Source organism: Pedobacter sp. Bi27, assembly GCF_918698255.1.
GTDB lineage: Bacteria > Bacteroidota > Bacteroidia > Sphingobacteriales > Sphingobacteriaceae > Pedobacter.
This window is the reverse complement of the sequence record NZ_CAKKMW010000005.1, coordinates 474,044-492,026: the sequence shown is the minus strand read 5'-3', so window position 1 is coordinate 492,026 and position 17,983 is coordinate 474,044. Positions and strand designations below refer to the sequence as shown.

The 17,983-nt window shown below is 41.5% G+C and carries 11 protein-coding genes; all 11 read left to right on the top strand.

Features of this window, described 5'->3' with window-relative positions; translation table 11 throughout:
* Positions 1-148 precede the first annotated feature (148 nt).
* Positions 149-772: an HD domain-containing protein gene (locus tag LQ227_RS19125; RefSeq protein ID WP_230139860.1), complete on the top strand. Its 624-nt coding sequence runs from the start codon at positions 149-151 to the stop codon at positions 770-772.
* Between the two features lie 55 nt (positions 773-827).
* On the top strand, positions 828-1,505 hold the full coding sequence (locus tag LQ227_RS19120) for a response regulator transcription factor (RefSeq protein ID WP_230139862.1): 678 nt from the start codon (positions 828-830) through the stop codon (positions 1,503-1,505).
* Positions 1,502-2,755 (top strand): HAMP domain-containing sensor histidine kinase, encoded by a 1,254-nt coding sequence (locus LQ227_RS19115; RefSeq protein ID WP_230139864.1) that lies wholly within the window; start codon positions 1,502-1,504, stop codon positions 2,753-2,755. The genes LQ227_RS19120 and LQ227_RS19115 overlap by 4 nt, the downstream gene beginning before the upstream one ends.
* A gap of 387 nt (positions 2,756-3,142) precedes the next feature.
* Positions 3,143-3,955 carry a phosphatase PAP2 family protein gene (locus LQ227_RS19110; protein WP_230139866.1) on the top strand — a complete coding sequence of 271 codons (813 nt, stop codon included), beginning with the start codon at positions 3,143-3,145 and terminating at the stop codon, positions 3,953-3,955.
* A 37-nt stretch (positions 3,956-3,992) separates the two neighbouring features.
* Positions 3,993-5,240: a TolC family protein gene (locus LQ227_RS19105; RefSeq protein ID WP_230150562.1), complete on the top strand. Its 1,248-nt coding sequence runs from the start codon at positions 3,993-3,995 to the stop codon at positions 5,238-5,240.
* 2 nt (positions 5,241-5,242) lie between these two features.
* Positions 5,243-6,169: an efflux RND transporter periplasmic adaptor subunit gene (locus tag LQ227_RS19100; RefSeq protein WP_230139870.1), complete on the top strand. Its 927-nt coding sequence runs from the start codon at positions 5,243-5,245 to the stop codon at positions 6,167-6,169.
* Between the two features lie 2 nt (positions 6,170-6,171).
* Positions 6,172-9,195: an efflux RND transporter permease subunit gene (locus tag LQ227_RS19095; protein WP_230139876.1), complete on the top strand. Its 3,024-nt coding sequence runs from the start codon at positions 6,172-6,174 to the stop codon at positions 9,193-9,195.
* A 632-nt stretch (positions 9,196-9,827) separates the two neighbouring features.
* Complete coding sequence (locus LQ227_RS19090; protein WP_230139878.1) at positions 9,828-12,980, top strand: TonB-dependent receptor; 3,153 nt, start codon at positions 9,828-9,830, stop codon at positions 12,978-12,980.
* Between the two features lie 11 nt (positions 12,981-12,991).
* Complete coding sequence (locus LQ227_RS19085; protein ID WP_230139880.1) at positions 12,992-14,467, top strand: RagB/SusD family nutrient uptake outer membrane protein; 1,476 nt, start codon at positions 12,992-12,994, stop codon at positions 14,465-14,467.
* A 30-nt stretch (positions 14,468-14,497) separates the two neighbouring features.
* Entirely contained in the window at positions 14,498-16,153 is a 1,656-nt protein-coding gene (locus LQ227_RS19080) for an arylsulfatase (RefSeq protein WP_230139882.1), read from the top strand.
* Between the two features lie 18 nt (positions 16,154-16,171).
* Positions 16,172-17,821, top strand: a complete 1,650-nt coding sequence (locus LQ227_RS19075) for an arylsulfatase (protein ID WP_230139884.1) — start codon at positions 16,172-16,174, stop codon at positions 17,819-17,821.
* The last annotated feature ends 162 nt before the right edge of the window (positions 17,822-17,983 follow it).

The window sequence follows — 17,983 nt, the reverse complement described above, 5'->3', positions numbered from 1 at the left end:
TGCCTAAAGGTATCATTTAAGTATTACAGTTAACAATTTATTAATATAATGGAAATAAACAGGTTTCCAGGTCTTGGTAACAGAAATTCATGCTACAGTTTTTCTTCAGAATTGATAAATACCATTGTACTATTTATAAGATTGATAAATGGAAAGAGAGCAGGAAATATTGCTAAAAAAGGTTGAAGCCTTTGTTAAAGAACTTTTTGAAAAGGAGCTGCCAAAAAGCATGTACTTTCATAGCTTTGAGCATACCTTGTTAGTGGTAAAGGGCGTTAAAATTATTGGTAAGCAAAATGGTGTGAGTGAAAATGAATTGCTGACGCTTATTTTGGCTGCCTTTTTACATGATGTGGGCTATACTAAACAATATACCGGCCATGAACTGGCCAGTGTCAAAATTGCTTATGAATTTTTACTGGAAAGTGGTCTTAAACGCGATCAGATAGAAGTGGTAAGCAACTGTATTCTCGCTACAAAATATCCCCAACTACCAAACAACGATTTGGAGAAAATTATATGCGATGCCGATTTCTATCATTTTTCCCTTCCAAACTATATCGCTTTTGCCGCCAGGTTGAAAAGAGAATGGGAAGAAAACCTTCGTTTGGTATATAGTGACATGGAATGGGATGCCATCAATCTCAAAATGCTTGTAGGGCATGAATACTTTACCACCTTTGGTAAACAGACATTGCAGAAGAAAAAAAATCTGAACATAGAAAAATTGATACAGCGGTTTTACCTAACTGGTTTGGAAAGGCATTTTTAATTTTCCGGTTTTAATGATTACTTTATGTCCAACTAAATAACAAAATGATTAAGCAATGAAAATTTTAGTCATTGAAGATGAACAGGCTTTACTAGAGAGTATACTTGCCTATTTTACTGGAGAAGGCAACATTTGCGAGCATGTTTCAGATTTTGCTGCTGCCAACGAGAAAATATCACTTTATAGTTACGATTGTATTCTATTAGATTTGGGCTTGCCTGGTGGCGAAGGACTGGAATTATTAACCAAGCTTAAACAACTGAAAAAAAGAGATGGTGTACTCATTATTTCCGCGCGCCATTCTTTAGATGACAAACTTGCAGGGCTCGATCTTGGTGCTGACGATTATTTGGTTAAGCCTTTTCATTTGTCAGAACTTAAAGCACGTGTAAGTGCTATTATCCGCAGGAAAAATTTTGATGGTGACAATGTTATTCATTTCAACGAGATCACTGTAGATGTTTCAGCAATGAAAATTAATGTAAAAGGCAATCAGGTAATACTCACCAAAAAAGAGTTCGATCTGCTGGTATATTTTCTTTCTAACCGCAATAAAGTGGTTACTAAAAATGCTATGGCCGAGCATCTCTGGGGTGATGAAATGGATTTATCGGATGATTTTGATTTTATTTATACTCATGTAAAGAATCTCCGTAAAAAACTACTCGAAGCTGGATCAGCTGACTATCTTCGTTCTGTTTATGGAATTGGCTATAAATTTGGCGATATATGAAACTCTCCAACCGTTACAACAAGGCAAATATTTTGACCTCTATTGTTGTATTAATCATTACAGGGATTATTTATTATGTCGTAATCCATTTTATTTTAACCGAAAAATTAGATCGCGATTTAGCTGTTGAAGAAAATGAAATTAACCAGTATGTAAACACTTTTCATAAACTTCCGCTGCCTGCAAGTTATCTCGATCAACAGATATCTTATAAAACACTAAGTGGGATTATTTCTGAAAGAGAATTTCTAAATACAATTTATTTTAACCCAAAAGAACGTGAAAACGAACCTGGGAGAAGTCTGATTACGGTTGTACACTTAGGGGGTAAGACCATTGAGGTAACCATAACTAAATCGAGGGTAGAATCAGAAGACCTTATTAGAATCATTCTTTTGATAACACTCGGAATTACGGTTGTTTTACTTTTATCCTTATTGCTGATTAACCGATTTGTACTGAGCAGCCTTTGGCGTCCCTTTTATTCTATTTTGAATCGGATGAAAGCTTTCGAAGTAAGCCGAATGGATACTATTGAACAAGAGCCAACTAAAATTGATGAGTTTAACGAGCTTAATAAGTCTGTAAATGCAATGGCCGAAAGGGTACGGCAAGACTATAAGGAACTTAAAAGCTTTACCGATAACGCCTCGCACGAAATGATGACTCCATTAGCTGTAATTAATTCTAAATTAGATTCTTTGCTGCAAACAGAGTCGTTTACCGAGCAGCAGGGTGCATTATTGGAAGATATTTATCATGCTACAGGCAGACTATCAAGATTGCATCAATCACTGTTATTGTTGGCCAAAATTGAAAACAACCTGATTCCCGATTTTCAGAACATCGAACTCAAAGAAATGGTAGAGGCAAAGACTCGCCAGTTTCAGGAATTATTGGAAAAAGACAGACTGATCCTGACAAAAGATCTTGCCCCGGTTGAGGTTAAAATGAGTCGATACCTTGCTGATGTTTTGCTAAACAATCTCTTTAGCAATGCCGTACGGCACAATGTAAGTGGTGGGCACATTCTTATTAAACTCAATCAGCAGGGCTTAACCATTTCCAATTCAGGAAACCCTGGTCATCTGCAAACCAAAATATTCGATCGTTTTTCAAAATCTGTGGAGTCTGAAGGCATGGGGCTTGGGTTAGCCATAACCAAACAGATCTGTAACCTTTATGGCTTTTGTATTGATTATCACGAAGAAAGTGATGAACATGTTTTTACTGTTTATTTTGGTGATTAACCAGCTCATTTTTTTTGCATCGTCATATTGAAATTGTTTCACTGTGTTAATGGGTGTTACCACCTGTCACTATCGATTACCCATACAGAAAGTCATTACTGAAGAAAGGGGATAAGATAAAGGAGGTGAAGCAATCCTACAGCGCCTAACATTTTCTGCGTAGATCAGCGCTATCTGCGGGAGGCTTAAGATGAAGCATTTTGTCATATTTTTTTATTGCCCGCAGATTTGAGAAGATTCCCGAAGACCTTTAGGTGTGATGCGTATTACCACCTTTCGCTATTGATTACTTCATACAAGCATCCATTTTAAAAAAAATAATTTCATTCACTCATAACTTCAGGATTCCTCCACAATTCGATTATAGTTTTGATTAAAATTTAAACTATGAAAAGGTTTTTAGGGGTGCTGTTGATAATGGGTAGTTACAAAAGTCAAACTTATGCTGCTACAGATATTAAGTACACTCAAAATATAGATTCGGTTAAAAATATCCCTACAGATTCTCTAGGGCGATGGTACACTGGTCATCCGATTCCAAAAAGAAAGTTTCAGGCGGCGGCATTTATTGCACCAGTTTTACTTGCTGGTTATGGTTTTGCCGCTGTTTACGATCATGGTGCATTAAAACAACTTGATGTAAGTACCAAAGCAGAATTACAGGAAGACCATCCTTTATTTGCAGCTCATGTTGATGACTATATCCAATTTGCACCTGCTGCTGCAGTATACGCACTTAATTTGTCGGGTATAAAAGGCAAGCATAACTTATTTGATGCTTCGATGTTATATGTCACCTCCGCTGCAATTATGGGTGTTTCTACTCATTTTGTAAAACAGGGCGTAGGTAGAGCGCGACCAAATGGAAATGGAGAAAATTCTTTTCCCTCCGGGCATACCGCATCTGCATTTATGGCGGCAGAATTTCTACACCAGGAGTATAAAGAGGTTAACCCATGGATTGGCTATGCCGGTTATTTTGTCGCCACCGCCACCGGAACATTGCGGATGTACAACAACAAACACTGGTTTAGTGATGTGGTGGCAGGTGCTGGATTTGGGATTGCTTCTACAAAGATATCCTACCTTGTTTATCCATATATCAAAAGCCTTTTTACCACAAAAAAAGATGGGAATTTTACGTTTATGCCTTTCCATCAACAAGGTAGCACGGGTTTAATGCTTTCGGGCAGATTTTAGTATTGTGCCATATTTTTTGAGTTGAAATCATCCAAAAATGAATATAAAGTTTAAATACCTGATTTTATGCCTGTTTACTTTTTGGGTAATGGGAGCAGCAGCCCAAGTCCCGTCAAAAAGTCTCGATTATTATTTAAAACAGGCTGAATTTACAAGTCCGGTACTTAAAGATTTTCAGAACCAACAACGTTCTGCAGGGATAGATAGTTTGATTGTTCGGGCTACCGGAGGGCCGCAGGTTACAGCCAGTTCTACGGGGATGTATGCGCCAATTGTGCATGGTTATGGTTACGATGAAGTGCTTACCAATGGACAGGCGCTGGAGGCTTTGCTAAACGTAAATTACGACCTGTTGAACAGAAAACGGATCAATAACCAGCTCGAGGGGATTAAAATCCAAAGCGATTCCATTAAATATGCAGGGCAACTTTCACTATATGATTTGCAAAGATCTATTGCCGATCAATATATTCTAGCCTATGCCAGTCAAGAGCAGGTAGATTTTAATCGGGAAGTGGTTACGCTGCTCCAACAAGAAGAAGCACTGCTTAAAAAATTAACCAGAAGCAATATTTACAAACAATCAGAGTATTTAACTTTTCTGGTTACCTTACAACAACAGCAACTGGTAGTAAAACAGGCCGAACTGCAGTTTAAAAATGATTATGCCACGTTAAACTATTTAGCAGGCATTGCCGATACCACACAGGTTAAGTTAGCCGATCCCCAATTACAGACCGCTAGCACCTCAATGGATCGAGGCTTTTTTAACAAACGTTTTGATATCGATAGTTTAAAAAACAGCAATCAAAAAAACGCGATCAACTTCAACTATAAGCCCAAACTTGGGGTGTACGCAAATGGGGGTTATAATTCTTCATTTGTATTGCAGCCATATAAAAATTTTGGGGCAAGTATTGGCTTTACTTTTTCTGTTCCGATTTACGATGGCCATCAGAAAAAAATGCAGTATAATAAACTCAGTCTTTCTGCTAAAACCATATCCGGTTATCGCGATTTTTTTGTCCGCCAGCAACAACAACAGCTAAACCTGATCCGTCAGCAGATTAACCAGACTGAGGCACTCTTTCCAAAAATTGATGAGCAGATCCGTTTTAGCAAGGGTTTGATCGAGGTAGACAGTAAATTGATGCATACCGGCGATTTAAAAGTGGCCGATTTTGTTATTGCAATCAATAACTATATGGCAGCTCAAAATTTATTGCGCCAAACCAATATTAACCGTTTAAAACTGATCAACCAATTTAATTACTGGAACCGATAATCATGAATAGCTATCTAAAATTAATGTGTAGTGGTATTGCCACGCTGTTTGTTTTTTCGGGATGTAATCATTCGGCCCCTGCAGAAACTGTAGATGAGCCTTCGCCAATTACACCTGTTCAGGTGACTACTGTTCGAGATAGTTCTCTTTCAGAATTTGTGGAACTTTCGGCGGTTTCGGCCTATCTGGAGAAAAGTTTTGTAAAGGCAAATATCAACGGTTATGTAGAAAGTACCCAGGCCATATTGGGCAAGCAGGTGGGGAGCCATCAACTGTTGTTTAGTTTAATCACCAAAGAAGCAAAATCGATTGGCAATAGCGTAAATAAGCTAGATGCCGGGTTTAAATTTTCTGGTATATCCAATATCAGGGCAGATCAGGCCGGAACAATTATCCAGGTAAATCATCAGAAAGGAGATTATGTGCAGGATGGGGAAGCTTTGGCTACCATCAGCAACGGCAATAGTCTTGTTTTTCTGCTCGATCTGCCTTACGAATACAATCAGCTGATTAATCAGAATAGAAGCCTGGTTATCCTCCTACCGGATGGAACCAAAATGACCGGAACAGTTTCAGGAACAATGCCTGCTGTAGATTCATCTGCACAGACCCAACGTTATATCCTTAAAGTGGGAGCAGGTAAAGATATTCCTGAAGGTTTGATTGCGAAAGTGAGGTTAACGAAAGTAAACCATGCACGGGCCCAAATATTGCCAAAATCGGCGGTATTGGCCAACGAGACCGAAGATGAGTTTTGGGTAATGAAGCTGATCAACGATTCAACAGCGGTAAGGATAAAAGTGAAAAAAGGCATCGAAAACCAAAATACAATTGAAGTGCTCGATCCTAAATTTTCGAAAACCGACCGGATTATTACGGCTGGCAATTATGGAATAGCCGATACCGCCAAAGTTAAAATCCAGAAGTAGCCATGAACAAGTTTTTCATTTCTCATAAAAACCCAATCCTAGCGGTATTGCTCATTATAATGGTTGGCGGAGTATATGCTTTCAGTCAGCTAAAAACAGGGCTTTTTCCAGAAATTACTTTTCCAAAGATCAAAATTATTGCCGATGCAGAATTACAGCCGGTTGATAAGATGGTGGTTACGGTAACGCGGCCTTTAGAAAATGCGGTAAAACAGGTACCCGATCTTCAATTGGTTAGAAGTACTACCAGTAGGGGCAGTTGCGAGCTTTCAGCATTTATGAACCCCGGTGCCGATATCGATCTGAGTCAGCAGCGCATAGAATCGCAGATTGCCAAAATTAGTGCTTCGTTGCCGACTGGGGTTAATATTTCGGTAGAGAAGATGAATCCGTCTATCCTTCCGGTAAGTGGCTACAGTTTAGAAAGCCACAATTACTCATCTGCTGAACTGAAAAAAATTGCAACCTATACCGTAAAACCCTTTCTTTCGCAGGTTGATGGCGTTTCTGAGATTCGCGTAATTGGCGGTAAGAGCAAAGAGTACTGGCTGGAGTTAGATGTACAGAAAATGCAGGCGCTGGGCATTACCCCAGATCAGATAAGCAATGCACTCAGCCAAACCAATTTTATAAAATCTAACGGCTACCTCACCGATCACAATTACCTGTACCTATCTGTAACCGATGCTACTGTAAAAAACAAAAACGATCTGGAAAATCTGGTGTTGAGCAGAAAGGGTAACCGGATTATTAAGGTAATGGATGTTGCTAAGGTAAATATTCAGCAGAGTGTAGAATATACGCGCATCAATGCCAACGGGAAAGATGGAATCCTGATTGCAGTAATTAAACAGCCCAATGCCAATCTGGTTGATCTTTCTAACGAGATGTTTATCAAAGTAGAACAATTGAAACGCATCCTACCAGCAGGCGTGAGCGTTAAACCTTATTACGTACAGGCCGATTTTGTAAACGAATCGGTAAAAAGTGTACGCGACAGTTTATTAATCGGTTTGGCATTGGCCATTTTGGTGGCTATTGTTTTTCTGAGATCGTTCAAAGCAAGTGTTACCATTTTAATCACCATCCCGGTTACGCTTTGTTTAACCATAATTGCACTATATTTTATTGGGTATTCGCTCAATATCATGACCCTTGGCGCCATTGCAGCAGCCATAGGTTTAATTATAGATGATGCTATAGTGGTGGTAGAGCAGATCCATCGCACACACGAAGAACACCCCGAAGAATTGACCATGAGGTTATTGAGCAAGGCGGTGAGTTATCTTTTTCCGGCCATGTTAGGTTCCTCCATCAGTACCATCGTGATATTCGTCCCCTTTGTACTGATGACGGGTGTTGCAGGTTCTTATTTTCAGGTGATGACCAATACCATGATCATTACCCTGGTCTGTTCCTTCTTTGTTACCTGGATAGGTTTACCTGTGATTTATCTTTTGCTTACCCGTAAAGGGGGCAGTCATGCAGCAACCAGCAAAAAAGTAGTCGTACATGAGGTTAAACCGCAAAACTGGGTGCGTTATTTTATACAACGACCTTATATCTCGATCATATTTATGCTCGGGCTGATCGCATCGATTCTGCTCGTTTTCCCACGTTTAGAAACCGGATTTCTCCCTGAAATGGATGAAGGTAGTATTGTTTTGGATTATGCTTCACCTCCAGGTACGTCGCTTGAAGAAACCGACAGGATGCTTAAACAGGTAGAAAAGGAGATTGTTAAAATTCCAGATGTTCAGGCGTATTCGCGAAGAACGGGAACACAGATGGGTTTTTTTATTACCGAACCAAATACTGGCGATTACCTGATCCAGCTAAAGCATAATAGGACAAAAAGTACAGAAGAAGTGATCTCGGAGATCCGCACGCATATCGAAAATACGCAACCTGCATTGGTAATCGACTTCGGGCAGGTAATTGGTGATATGTTAGGCGATCTAATGAGTTCCACACAACCCGTCGAGGTGAAAATTTTTGGCAATGATCAGGAAAAACTGCAGGTTTTATCTAAAAAGGTAGCTGATCTGGTCTCGCACGTAGGTGGTACAGCAGATGTGTTTGATGGTATTGTACGCTCCGGGCCAACGGTAAATATTCAACCCAATTTTACTATGCTGGCGCAATATGGTGTTAGTCCGGTATCTTTTCAATCGCAGGTCCAAACCGCAATGCAGGGAACTTTAATTGGCGATTTATACGATAAACAACAGCTTTCACCCATCCGCATGGTTTACCCCGGAAGCAGAACTTTCAGCGTGGCCGATATCAACAAGCTTAAAATTTTCTTGCCTGATGGAACAGCGGTGCCCATTCAGCAAATGGCCAGGGTTGATCTTAAAGCAGGAATTGCCGAAGTAGCAAGAGAAAACCTGCAAACCATTGGGGTAGTTACTGCAAGGCTCGATAACCGCGATCTTGGTAGTGTAATGAAAGACCTTCAGAAAACCGTAAATACCAACGTAAACCTGCCTTCGGGTTATCATATCGAATATGGCGGTGCATATAAAGAACAGCAACAATCGTTCTCCGAACTGCTCACCATTCTTATTGCATCGAGTTTGTTGGTGTTTAGTGTAATCTTATTTCTATTCAAAGATTTTAAAATTGCCTTTCTCATTTTATTGATCTCGGTGCTGGGCATTTCAGGGAGTTATTTAGCCTTGTTTTTAACCCATACACCACTCAATGTGGGCAGTTACACCGGGTTAATCATGATTGTGGGTATTATCGGCGAGAATGCCATATTTACTTTTTTACAGTTTAAAAAATCCCTTGCCAAACAAAGTGTTGATGACGCCATAACCTTTGCTATTTCCACCCGCTTACGGCCAAAATTAATGACTGCTCTTGGGGCAATTATCGCCTTAATGCCTTTGGCTTTAGGTATAGGAGCTGGTGCACAATTGCATCAACCGTTAGCCATTGCTGTTATTGGTGGTTTTATAGTGGCCATGCCTTTACTGCTCATTGCTTTACCAAGTTTGATCAGGAGAATTTATAAATAGTAAAGAGAAGCATTGACTATTGGTTAAGCTTTTTGATAATTAATCTTTACTTATATCTATGGAGGGGATAATTGATTTATTAATCTATAAATTCTATAGGATTTATAGAATTAAATATTATATTTGCCTGCCACCTGCAAATAACGATATGAATAAATTTTACTTTCTTTCATTTTCTACCTACGCTATCCATTGTTCGAATGACCATGAATCAATGCGAATGCGTTGTTGTTGCGCGTAATTATAACTCAATGGCTTTCTAAATGGCCAAACGCTCAACAATAAAGCTTTGACTTAACTAGTCAAAAACCAAATTTACACCCTTATTATGAACCTTGCCTTATTTTACAGGACATCTCTTGTAATCATTGCTTTATCTGGTTTTTCAAGCCAGATCCGATATTACTTAACAGATACGCAGTACAAAATTCATTTGGAAAGAAATGAGCAGGCATGGTATTGATAAAGGAAAAACAAACCATTAAACAATAGGAGGATAGCATATAAGAATTTTATAAACTATATAAAAACGGGGAAACACAAATGTATCTCCCCTGGATTAAATCATCGAAACAGGTCTTCAATTGGCGTTGGCACCTGAATCAATTTACCACTTAACCCTAAACAAAAGTATGCAAAAATTTGAAGAAGTCAGGTGGCCCTATGGGTCGGCTTCGCAAGTCTCGTTACCAGTTTTCGGACAGGAAAAGCCTGTTCGGCCCAGATTATCAGTCCGTTCCTTACGCGCCTTGGGCCATTTAGGAATGTTGATTATTGCTCAATTTATTTTTTCAATTGCGGTTAAAGCACAAACCGTACCGCTCATTAACTCTACCCTCAGCGGTTTGGTTACCGATTCGAAAACTAAAGAGCCCATCCCAGGTGTAGTGGTCCGCATTAACGGAACTACCCACTCTGCTGCAACCGATAATGAGGGTAAATTTAGGTTCGTAACCGGACAGAAGTTTCCTTACACCTTAACCGTAAGTTACATTGGTTATAAAACCATCGAAATCATAGCAAGCGGAAGTCCGATTGAAATTAAACTAGAAGAAGCTGCCAACCAACTCGATAATGTGGTGGTAGTGGGTTATGGCACGCAGAAGCGAAGCGACATTACAGGTTCTGTTTCTTCCATTTCTAAATCGGCATTGAAACAACCCTTAAGTTCAATAGATCAATTGTTAAAAGGTGCTGCTGCAGGTGTGCAGGTTACCCAAACATCTGGTCAGCCGGGTGGTGGTGTAAGTATCCGTGTAAGGGGCGGAAGTTCTGTACAAGGTGGAAATGAGCCTTTATATGTGCTTGATGGATTTCCTTTGTACAACAGTTCGGCTTCGGCAGGTACCTTGAGTGGTACGCCACTTAATCCATTAGCCAGTATCAACCCTTCCGATATTGAAACGGTTGATATTCTAAAAGATGCTTCTGCAACGGCGATTTATGGATCGAGGGGAGCCAATGGCGTCGTGATCATCACCACTAAAAAAGGAAAAGCAGATCGTAGTGCGGTTACCTATGAAGGAAGTTATGGCACGCAATCGTTAAGAAAGAAGTTAGACCTCCTAAATGCACACGATTTTGCTTTGCTCCGGAACGATGCTTTGTACGATACCGATCCAGCCAAAGGCCGTTTCCAGTATTTGAGTCAGGCACAGATTGGCCAGTTAGGAGCAGGAACAGACTGGCAGGCTGAAGCATTCGAACGTGCACCAACGCAGAACCATCAACTCACCATAAGTGGTGGTAACCCAAAAACACGTTACCTCATTTCGGGGAACTACTTTGATCAGGATGGTATTTTAAAGAACACCGATTATTCGAGGATCAGTATCAGGGCCAATGTAGATGCCCAGCCTTTCGAAAAATTTAAAGTAAGTGCAAGTATTACCGGAAGCAAGGCCGATGCCAATGTATCTCCCTCGGGGATCATTAATGGCCTGTTGATTATGCCAGCTACCGCTTCTATTTACGATGCTTCTGGTGCTTATACGCTTCGTAATCCTTTCGAAAATATATTTGCCAACCCAATTGCCTCATTAAAAGAGCAGATCAATAAATCAACCACCAATAAATTTTTGGGAACGGCCTTTGGAGAATACACTATTATTGAAGGACTGAATTTAAAAGTATTGCTTGGTGCTGATGTAAACAGTGTGAATGAAAAGAATTATATTCCATCAACCATTTATGAAGGAAGTACCATTGGTGGTTCTGCCGGAAAGGGAACTTATAATTCTTATTCCTGGTTAAATGAGAATACCCTTTCGTACAATAAAGCTTTTGGTAAACATGCTTTGGATGCTGTAATCGGTTTTACACAACAGGAGTTTTCCAGTGAAACCACCAGGGCAAATGCCCAGAAGTTTGTAACCGACGATTTAACCTTTAACAGCCTGCAAAGCGGTGCAACTTTGGTAGCGCCTTATTCTGATGCCACCAGATGGGTGTTACACTCTTACCTGGCCAGGGTAAATTACAGTTTCGATAACCGTTATTTCCTAACCTCGAGTATCCGTGCCGATGGTTCTTCCCGTTTTGGGAAAGGAAACAAATGGGGGTACTTCCCTTCGGCAGCGGCTTCATGGAAAATCAGTAACGAGAAATTTTTCGAGTCCGTACAAAAAACAATCAATGAGTTAAAGGTACGTGCCAGTTTCGGTACAACAGGAAACCTGGAGATTGGTCAATACCAGTCTTTGGCAACCCTGTACAGTCTCAACTATGTTTTTGGAGGCACTACCGCCACGGGTTTTGCACCTAACCGCATTGCGAACGATAAACTGGGCTGGGAAACTACCCATCAATACGATGCTGGCTTAGATGTTGGCTTTTTTAACAACCGCATCCAATTAACGTTAGATGGTTATTACAAGAAGACCAAAGATTTATTGTTAAATGTAGAGATCCCCTGGACAACAGGTTATGGTACATCGCTACAGAATTATGGATCGGTATTAAATAAAGGATTCGAAATTGGCCTGAATACCCGCAACCTCACCGGCGCATTTATCTGGAATACCAATTTAAACTTTTCTGTTAACCGGAATGAAGTGTTGAGCATTGGTAACGGCGCGCAATCGTATATCAGCGGAAACTACATTGTAAAAGTTGGCGAACCCTTAGGCAGCTTTTATGGCAATGTAACCGATGGAATTTTACAAACCGGGGAAGAAGCGACTAAAGGTAAATATACGGGGAGTGCCGTGCCAAAACCTGGCGATAGATTGTACAAGGATATTAATGGAGATGGTTTATTTACCACAGCTGCAGATAAAGCCATTATCGGCAATGCACAACCCGATTTTATTTTTGGCATAACCAACAATTTCGAGTACAAAGGTTTCGATCTGTTAATATTTATACAAGGCTCGTATGGCAACAGTATTTTGAACTCGAATATGCAAACCCTGGAGCTGTTTACCGGGCAGCAAAATGCCTCGGCTACCGCTTTAAACCGGTGGACACCAAGTAATCCCAGTCAGACCATTCCAAGGGCCAAATTAGATCCTGCACCTGTATTTTCCGATCGTTTTATCGAAAGCGGTTCTTTCTTAAGGTTAAAAGATGTATCACTGGGTTACACTTTGCCAAAAAAGATCGCTGCTAAGGCAAAGTTATCAAATGTATATTTCTATGTAGCCGGGCAGAATTTGCTTACCTGGACAAATTATTCAGGCTTCGATCCCGAAATTACCTCTGGAAGTAATGTATCGCCAGGAACTGATGCCGGGATTTATCCCATCGCCAGATCGGTTAGGGCTGGTTTAAGGTTAACATTTTAATCTATATCGCAATGAAAAAGATAAACTTAATATATGCATCCATTTTAGCCGTAGCACTCTCGGCCTGCTCCAAGCTAGAAGAAGATCCCGATGCTGTGCTTGTTACTGCACAGTTTTACCAAAACGAAGGTCAGGCGGTTTCTGCTGTTACAGCCAATTACCGTAAACTTTACGAAAGTGGCCAATCGCTTTACAACAGTTTGATGCAGATTGGGGTAGAAATGGCTACCGACGATTATGAAGCAGGCCCAAGGGCCAGAAATGCACACGTTAGGGCCATATCTGGCTTAACCCACGACTCATCTAACGATAGGATGGAGCAGCTGTGGAAACAAAGTTACGATGCCATTAACGCTTCGAATATTGCCATCGATAAAATTGCTTTGATTGATGAGGGCAAGATTGGGTCGGCCATTAGAAAACGTTTAATCAACGAATCGAAGTTTTTAAGGGCTTTACATTACTTTAATCTGGTACGCTGGTTTGGCGATGTACCCATTGTACTGCACGAAAATACTTCTTTAGCGCCCGACGATCTATATGTACCCAACGCGCCCGAGGCTGCGGTATATGCACAGATCATTCAGGATTTAAAAGATGCAGAATCGCTACCTGCACCTGCAGAATATAGCAGCAAAGATTTAGGAAGGGCAACTTCAGGCGCAGCCAAAAGTCTGTTGGCAAAAGTATACCTTACCCATAAAGAATGGGCAAATGCAGTACAAAAAAGTAAAGAGGTAATCGATAGCAAATACTATTCGCTGTTTGCAAACTTTGCCGATGTGTTTAATGTAGCCACCAAAAATGGTAAAGAACATATCTTCTCGGCACAGTTTGTAGGTAACGCTGGCTTTCAGGGCAATAGTTTGGCCAGCCGTTCGGCCCCGGCAGATGTACCCGGCATTAATGGCGATTATGCTGATGCCCTGCATACCGCTGGCGGTTTGTATAACAGTTTTGCCGATAACGATACCCGAAAGGCCATCACCTTTGTTACGCAGATGGTGAGCCCTACAAATGGTCAGTTATACACCTTTTCGCCACAGTTTAATAAATATTACGATCCGGCCGTGGTAGGGAATCAATCGCAGTCTTCTAAAAATTTACCCATTATCCGTTATGCAGAAGTGCTTTTGATTTATGCTGAAGCCTTAAACGAAGTAAATAATGGGCCAAATGCAGCGGCCTATGCCACAATAGATGAAGTACGCCAGCGTGCGGGCATAGCCAAACTGGCCGATATTTCTCCGGCATTAACTGTAGATCAGTTTAGGGATGCTGTTTTTCAGGAGCGCAGAAAGGAATTGGTTTTCGAATACCAGCGCTGGTTCGACTTGGCCAGAAGAGGAGCAGATTATTATGTGGCTACACTCAAAGCAGCCGGAAAAACTTTAGCGGCTAAGCGCCACATTCATTTCCCTATTCCGCAACGCGAGCTTAACCTTAACCCTAAATTAAAACAGAACCCAGATTGGGTAAACTATTAATCATCTTACTCGGATAATAAATTTAATCGCATGAATTTTAAACAAAAACATTCCACTTTGCCCATAGCAAAAGCATGCCTGTTGGCTTTTGGCTTATTGGCTGTGCAGGTTGCTTCGGCGCAGAAAAAGCAAAAGCCCAATATCGTGCTGGTATTGGTAGATGATCTTGGCTTTTCAGATACCGGTCCTTACGGCGCAACTGAAATAGAAACACCCAATTTAGATAAACTGGCTGCAGGTGGTTTAAGGCTGAAAGAATTTTACAACAATTCGATCTGTGCACCAACCAGGGCATCGCTACTTACCGGGCAGTACCAGCATAAGGCGGGTGTTGGCTTTTTTAACAATAACCTTGGGCTGGCGGCCTATCAGGGTTTTCTGAACCGCGAATCGCTCACCCTGGCCGAGGTGCTTAAATCAGGTGGTTATACCACACTCATGGCAGGTAAATGGCATGTGGGCGACGATCGGAACCAATGGCCAAACCAACGCGGTTTCGATCATTTCTTTGGCTTTATTGGTGGCGCCAGCAATTATTACGAAATCGGAGGAAAAGGAACTGAAACTGTACCCTTGGTTAAAGATAACGAACCATATTTTCTGGAACCAGGTAAATATTTAACCGAAGAAATTACCAATAATGCATTGGGTTTCTTAGACGATCAGCAAAAAGCTAAAAAGCCTTTCTTTTTATACCTGGCCTATAATGCACCGCATTGGCCACTTCAGGCACTTCCTGCCGATATTGCCAAATATAAGGGCAAATATAAATTGGGCTGGGATTCGCTACGTGTACAGCGTTACCGCAATGCCATTAAAAAAGGCCTTATCGGTAGTGATCAGAAAATTGGCGTGCACGATGACCAGGTAAAACCCTGGAACAAGTTAACTTATGATGAACAGGAATATTGGCAAAGCCGCCAGGAAGTTTACGCCGCCATGATCGATCATGTAGATCAGGGTGTTGGCCGTTTGCTTGCTAAATTAAAGGAACTTAAACAGGACGAAAATACCCTCATCATTTTTATTTCAGATAATGGTGCTCAGGGCGGCAATGGCACCAGACCTTATACGCAACGCACCACAGGGCCTGTTGGTACAGCCGGATCTTACGAAACACAGAACAGCAATTGGTCGCAAACAGGTAACTCACCGCTCCGTAATTATAAAGGCGCTCCGTACGAGGGTGGCATTAGTGCACCCTTTATCGCCTGGTTTCCGAATAAAATTAAAGCGGGAACAATTGCCAAAGGCACAGGTCACCTGATCGACCTTGCCCCAACTTTTTACGAATTGGCGGGTATTAATTATCCAAAACAGTTAAACGGCATAACCAGTAATGCCCTCGCTGGTAAAAGTTTGTTGCCATTGCTTAGCGGCTCAACAGATACCGTTCAGCGCGCTGTACCTTTGTTTTGGGAACGTGGTGGTAACAAAGCCGTACGCTGGGGCAAATGGAAACTCGTTTCTCCGGCAGGTTTAACCGAAAAATATGAGCTTTTCGATATCGAAAAAGATAGGGCCGAAAATGCCGATGTGGCCGCTCAACACCCCGAAATAGTGGCGCAGTTAAAAGCCGCTTATGTAAAGTGGGCTGCAGAAAATGGGGTAGTAGATTACGAATTGCTTAAAACCGCACCCGCCCGGCCGGCACAAGGAAATAATAGGGACAATCAGAATTTTTAGTATTAAATAAAGAAAAAGATGAACAAAGTTATATTAACATGCGTAGGTGCATTATTTGCCTTCCAGGGTTTTGCGCAAAATGCCAGGCCGGCAAAGCCTAATATTATCCTTATCCTGGCTGATGATCTGGGTTATTCAGATCTTGGCGCCTACGGCTCAGAAATTAAAACACCTAATTTAGATCGCCTCGCCAACGAGGGCCTTCGGCTAAAAGAATTTTATAATAATTCCATTTGTGCGCCAACCCGTGCCTCCTTATTAACCGGGCAGTACCAGCATACAGCAGGGGTGGGGTATTTCGCCAACGATCTGGGGCTTCCGGCCTATCAGGGTTACCTTAATAAAGAATCGCTTACCCTGGCCGAGGTTTTAAAAACCCAGGGTTACAATACTTTAATGTCGGGCAAATGGCATGTTGCAGGTAAAGATGTGAGTTTTCCCTGGCAACGTGGTTTCGATCACGTAATGATGTCAGAAAATGGAAGTTATTTCGATCAGGGCGATTACGAAGGAGGTAAAAAGCGTGCATATACCATCGATGGAAAACCTTACCCGTTAGAAGCGGGTAAATTTTACCAAACCGATGTAATTACCCAGAATGCCGTAAACTTTTTAGATCAGAGTGCTAAAGACAAACCCTTTTTCCTGTATTTAGCCTATACCGCGCCGCACTGGCCCCTGCATGCACTGCCAGAAGATATTGCCAAATACAAAGGCCGCTACGATAAAGGCTGGGATGTACTCCGGGCCGAAAGAATTAAAAAACAAAAAGAACTGGGTATTATTGATGGCAATTCTACCATCTCCGAAAAAGATGCCGATATCTACAACTGGAACAAACTATCGTTCGATCAGCGCAGCCAGTGGGCCAAAAAGATGGAGATTTTTGCAGCCATGGTCGATCGTTTAGATCAGGGCATTGGCCAGGTTTTAAATAAGTTAAAAGCAACCGGAGCCGATAAAAATACCATCATCCTGTTTATTTCTGATAACGGTGCCCCTGCAGAAGATCTGGTAAAATGGTACAAAGGTGCCGTGCGCAATTCGGGCCCTGTAGGTACCATCGGTTCGTACGAATCGCAAAGTAAAAACTGGTCGTACGCTTCAAATTCGCCATTAAAAGCCTTTAAAGATTATATGTACGAAGGCGGCATCAGCTCGCCGTTTATTGCCTGGTATCCAGCTAAAATTAAACCCGGTACCGTTAAAAAAGGCACTGGGCATATTATCGACATTGCCCCAACTTTTTACGATCTGGCCGGGGCTGCCTATCCAAAAAGCTATCAGGGCATTACGCCGAATGCATTGGCCGGTAAAAGCTTGTTGCCGGTATTGTTTGGTAGCGACAACGAACTGAAACGCGATGAACCGCTATTTTGGGAACGTGCAGGCAACCGCGCAGTGCGTGCTGGCAAATGGAAACTGGTATCTACCTGGCCAGGCTACAATTGGGAGCTATACAATTTAGAAACCGACCGCGGCGAAACCACCAACGTAGCCAGGCAAAACCACGATGTGGTGAGCAGGCTATCGGTAGCCTATTTCGATTGGGCAAAAAGAACAGGTGTGGTAGATTTTGCCACGCTTGAGGCCAAAGAACCACAATCGATGAAAGAGTTCAGGAAAAGTAAGGTACAGGAAGTTGTATCAGAGGGTTTTGGCTTTTAGTTGGTTTTTTAAAAAATGTTAGCCTAAGCTTGTCGAAGACCTTATTTGTAGCCTCCAACTCACTCCTAATTTTGGGGTTGGGGGTTGCAATTAGAAGGAACAAAAAACATTGTTATCCTGAAGGGTATTTATTGTATAAACATCAAAATAGATGACAAATGC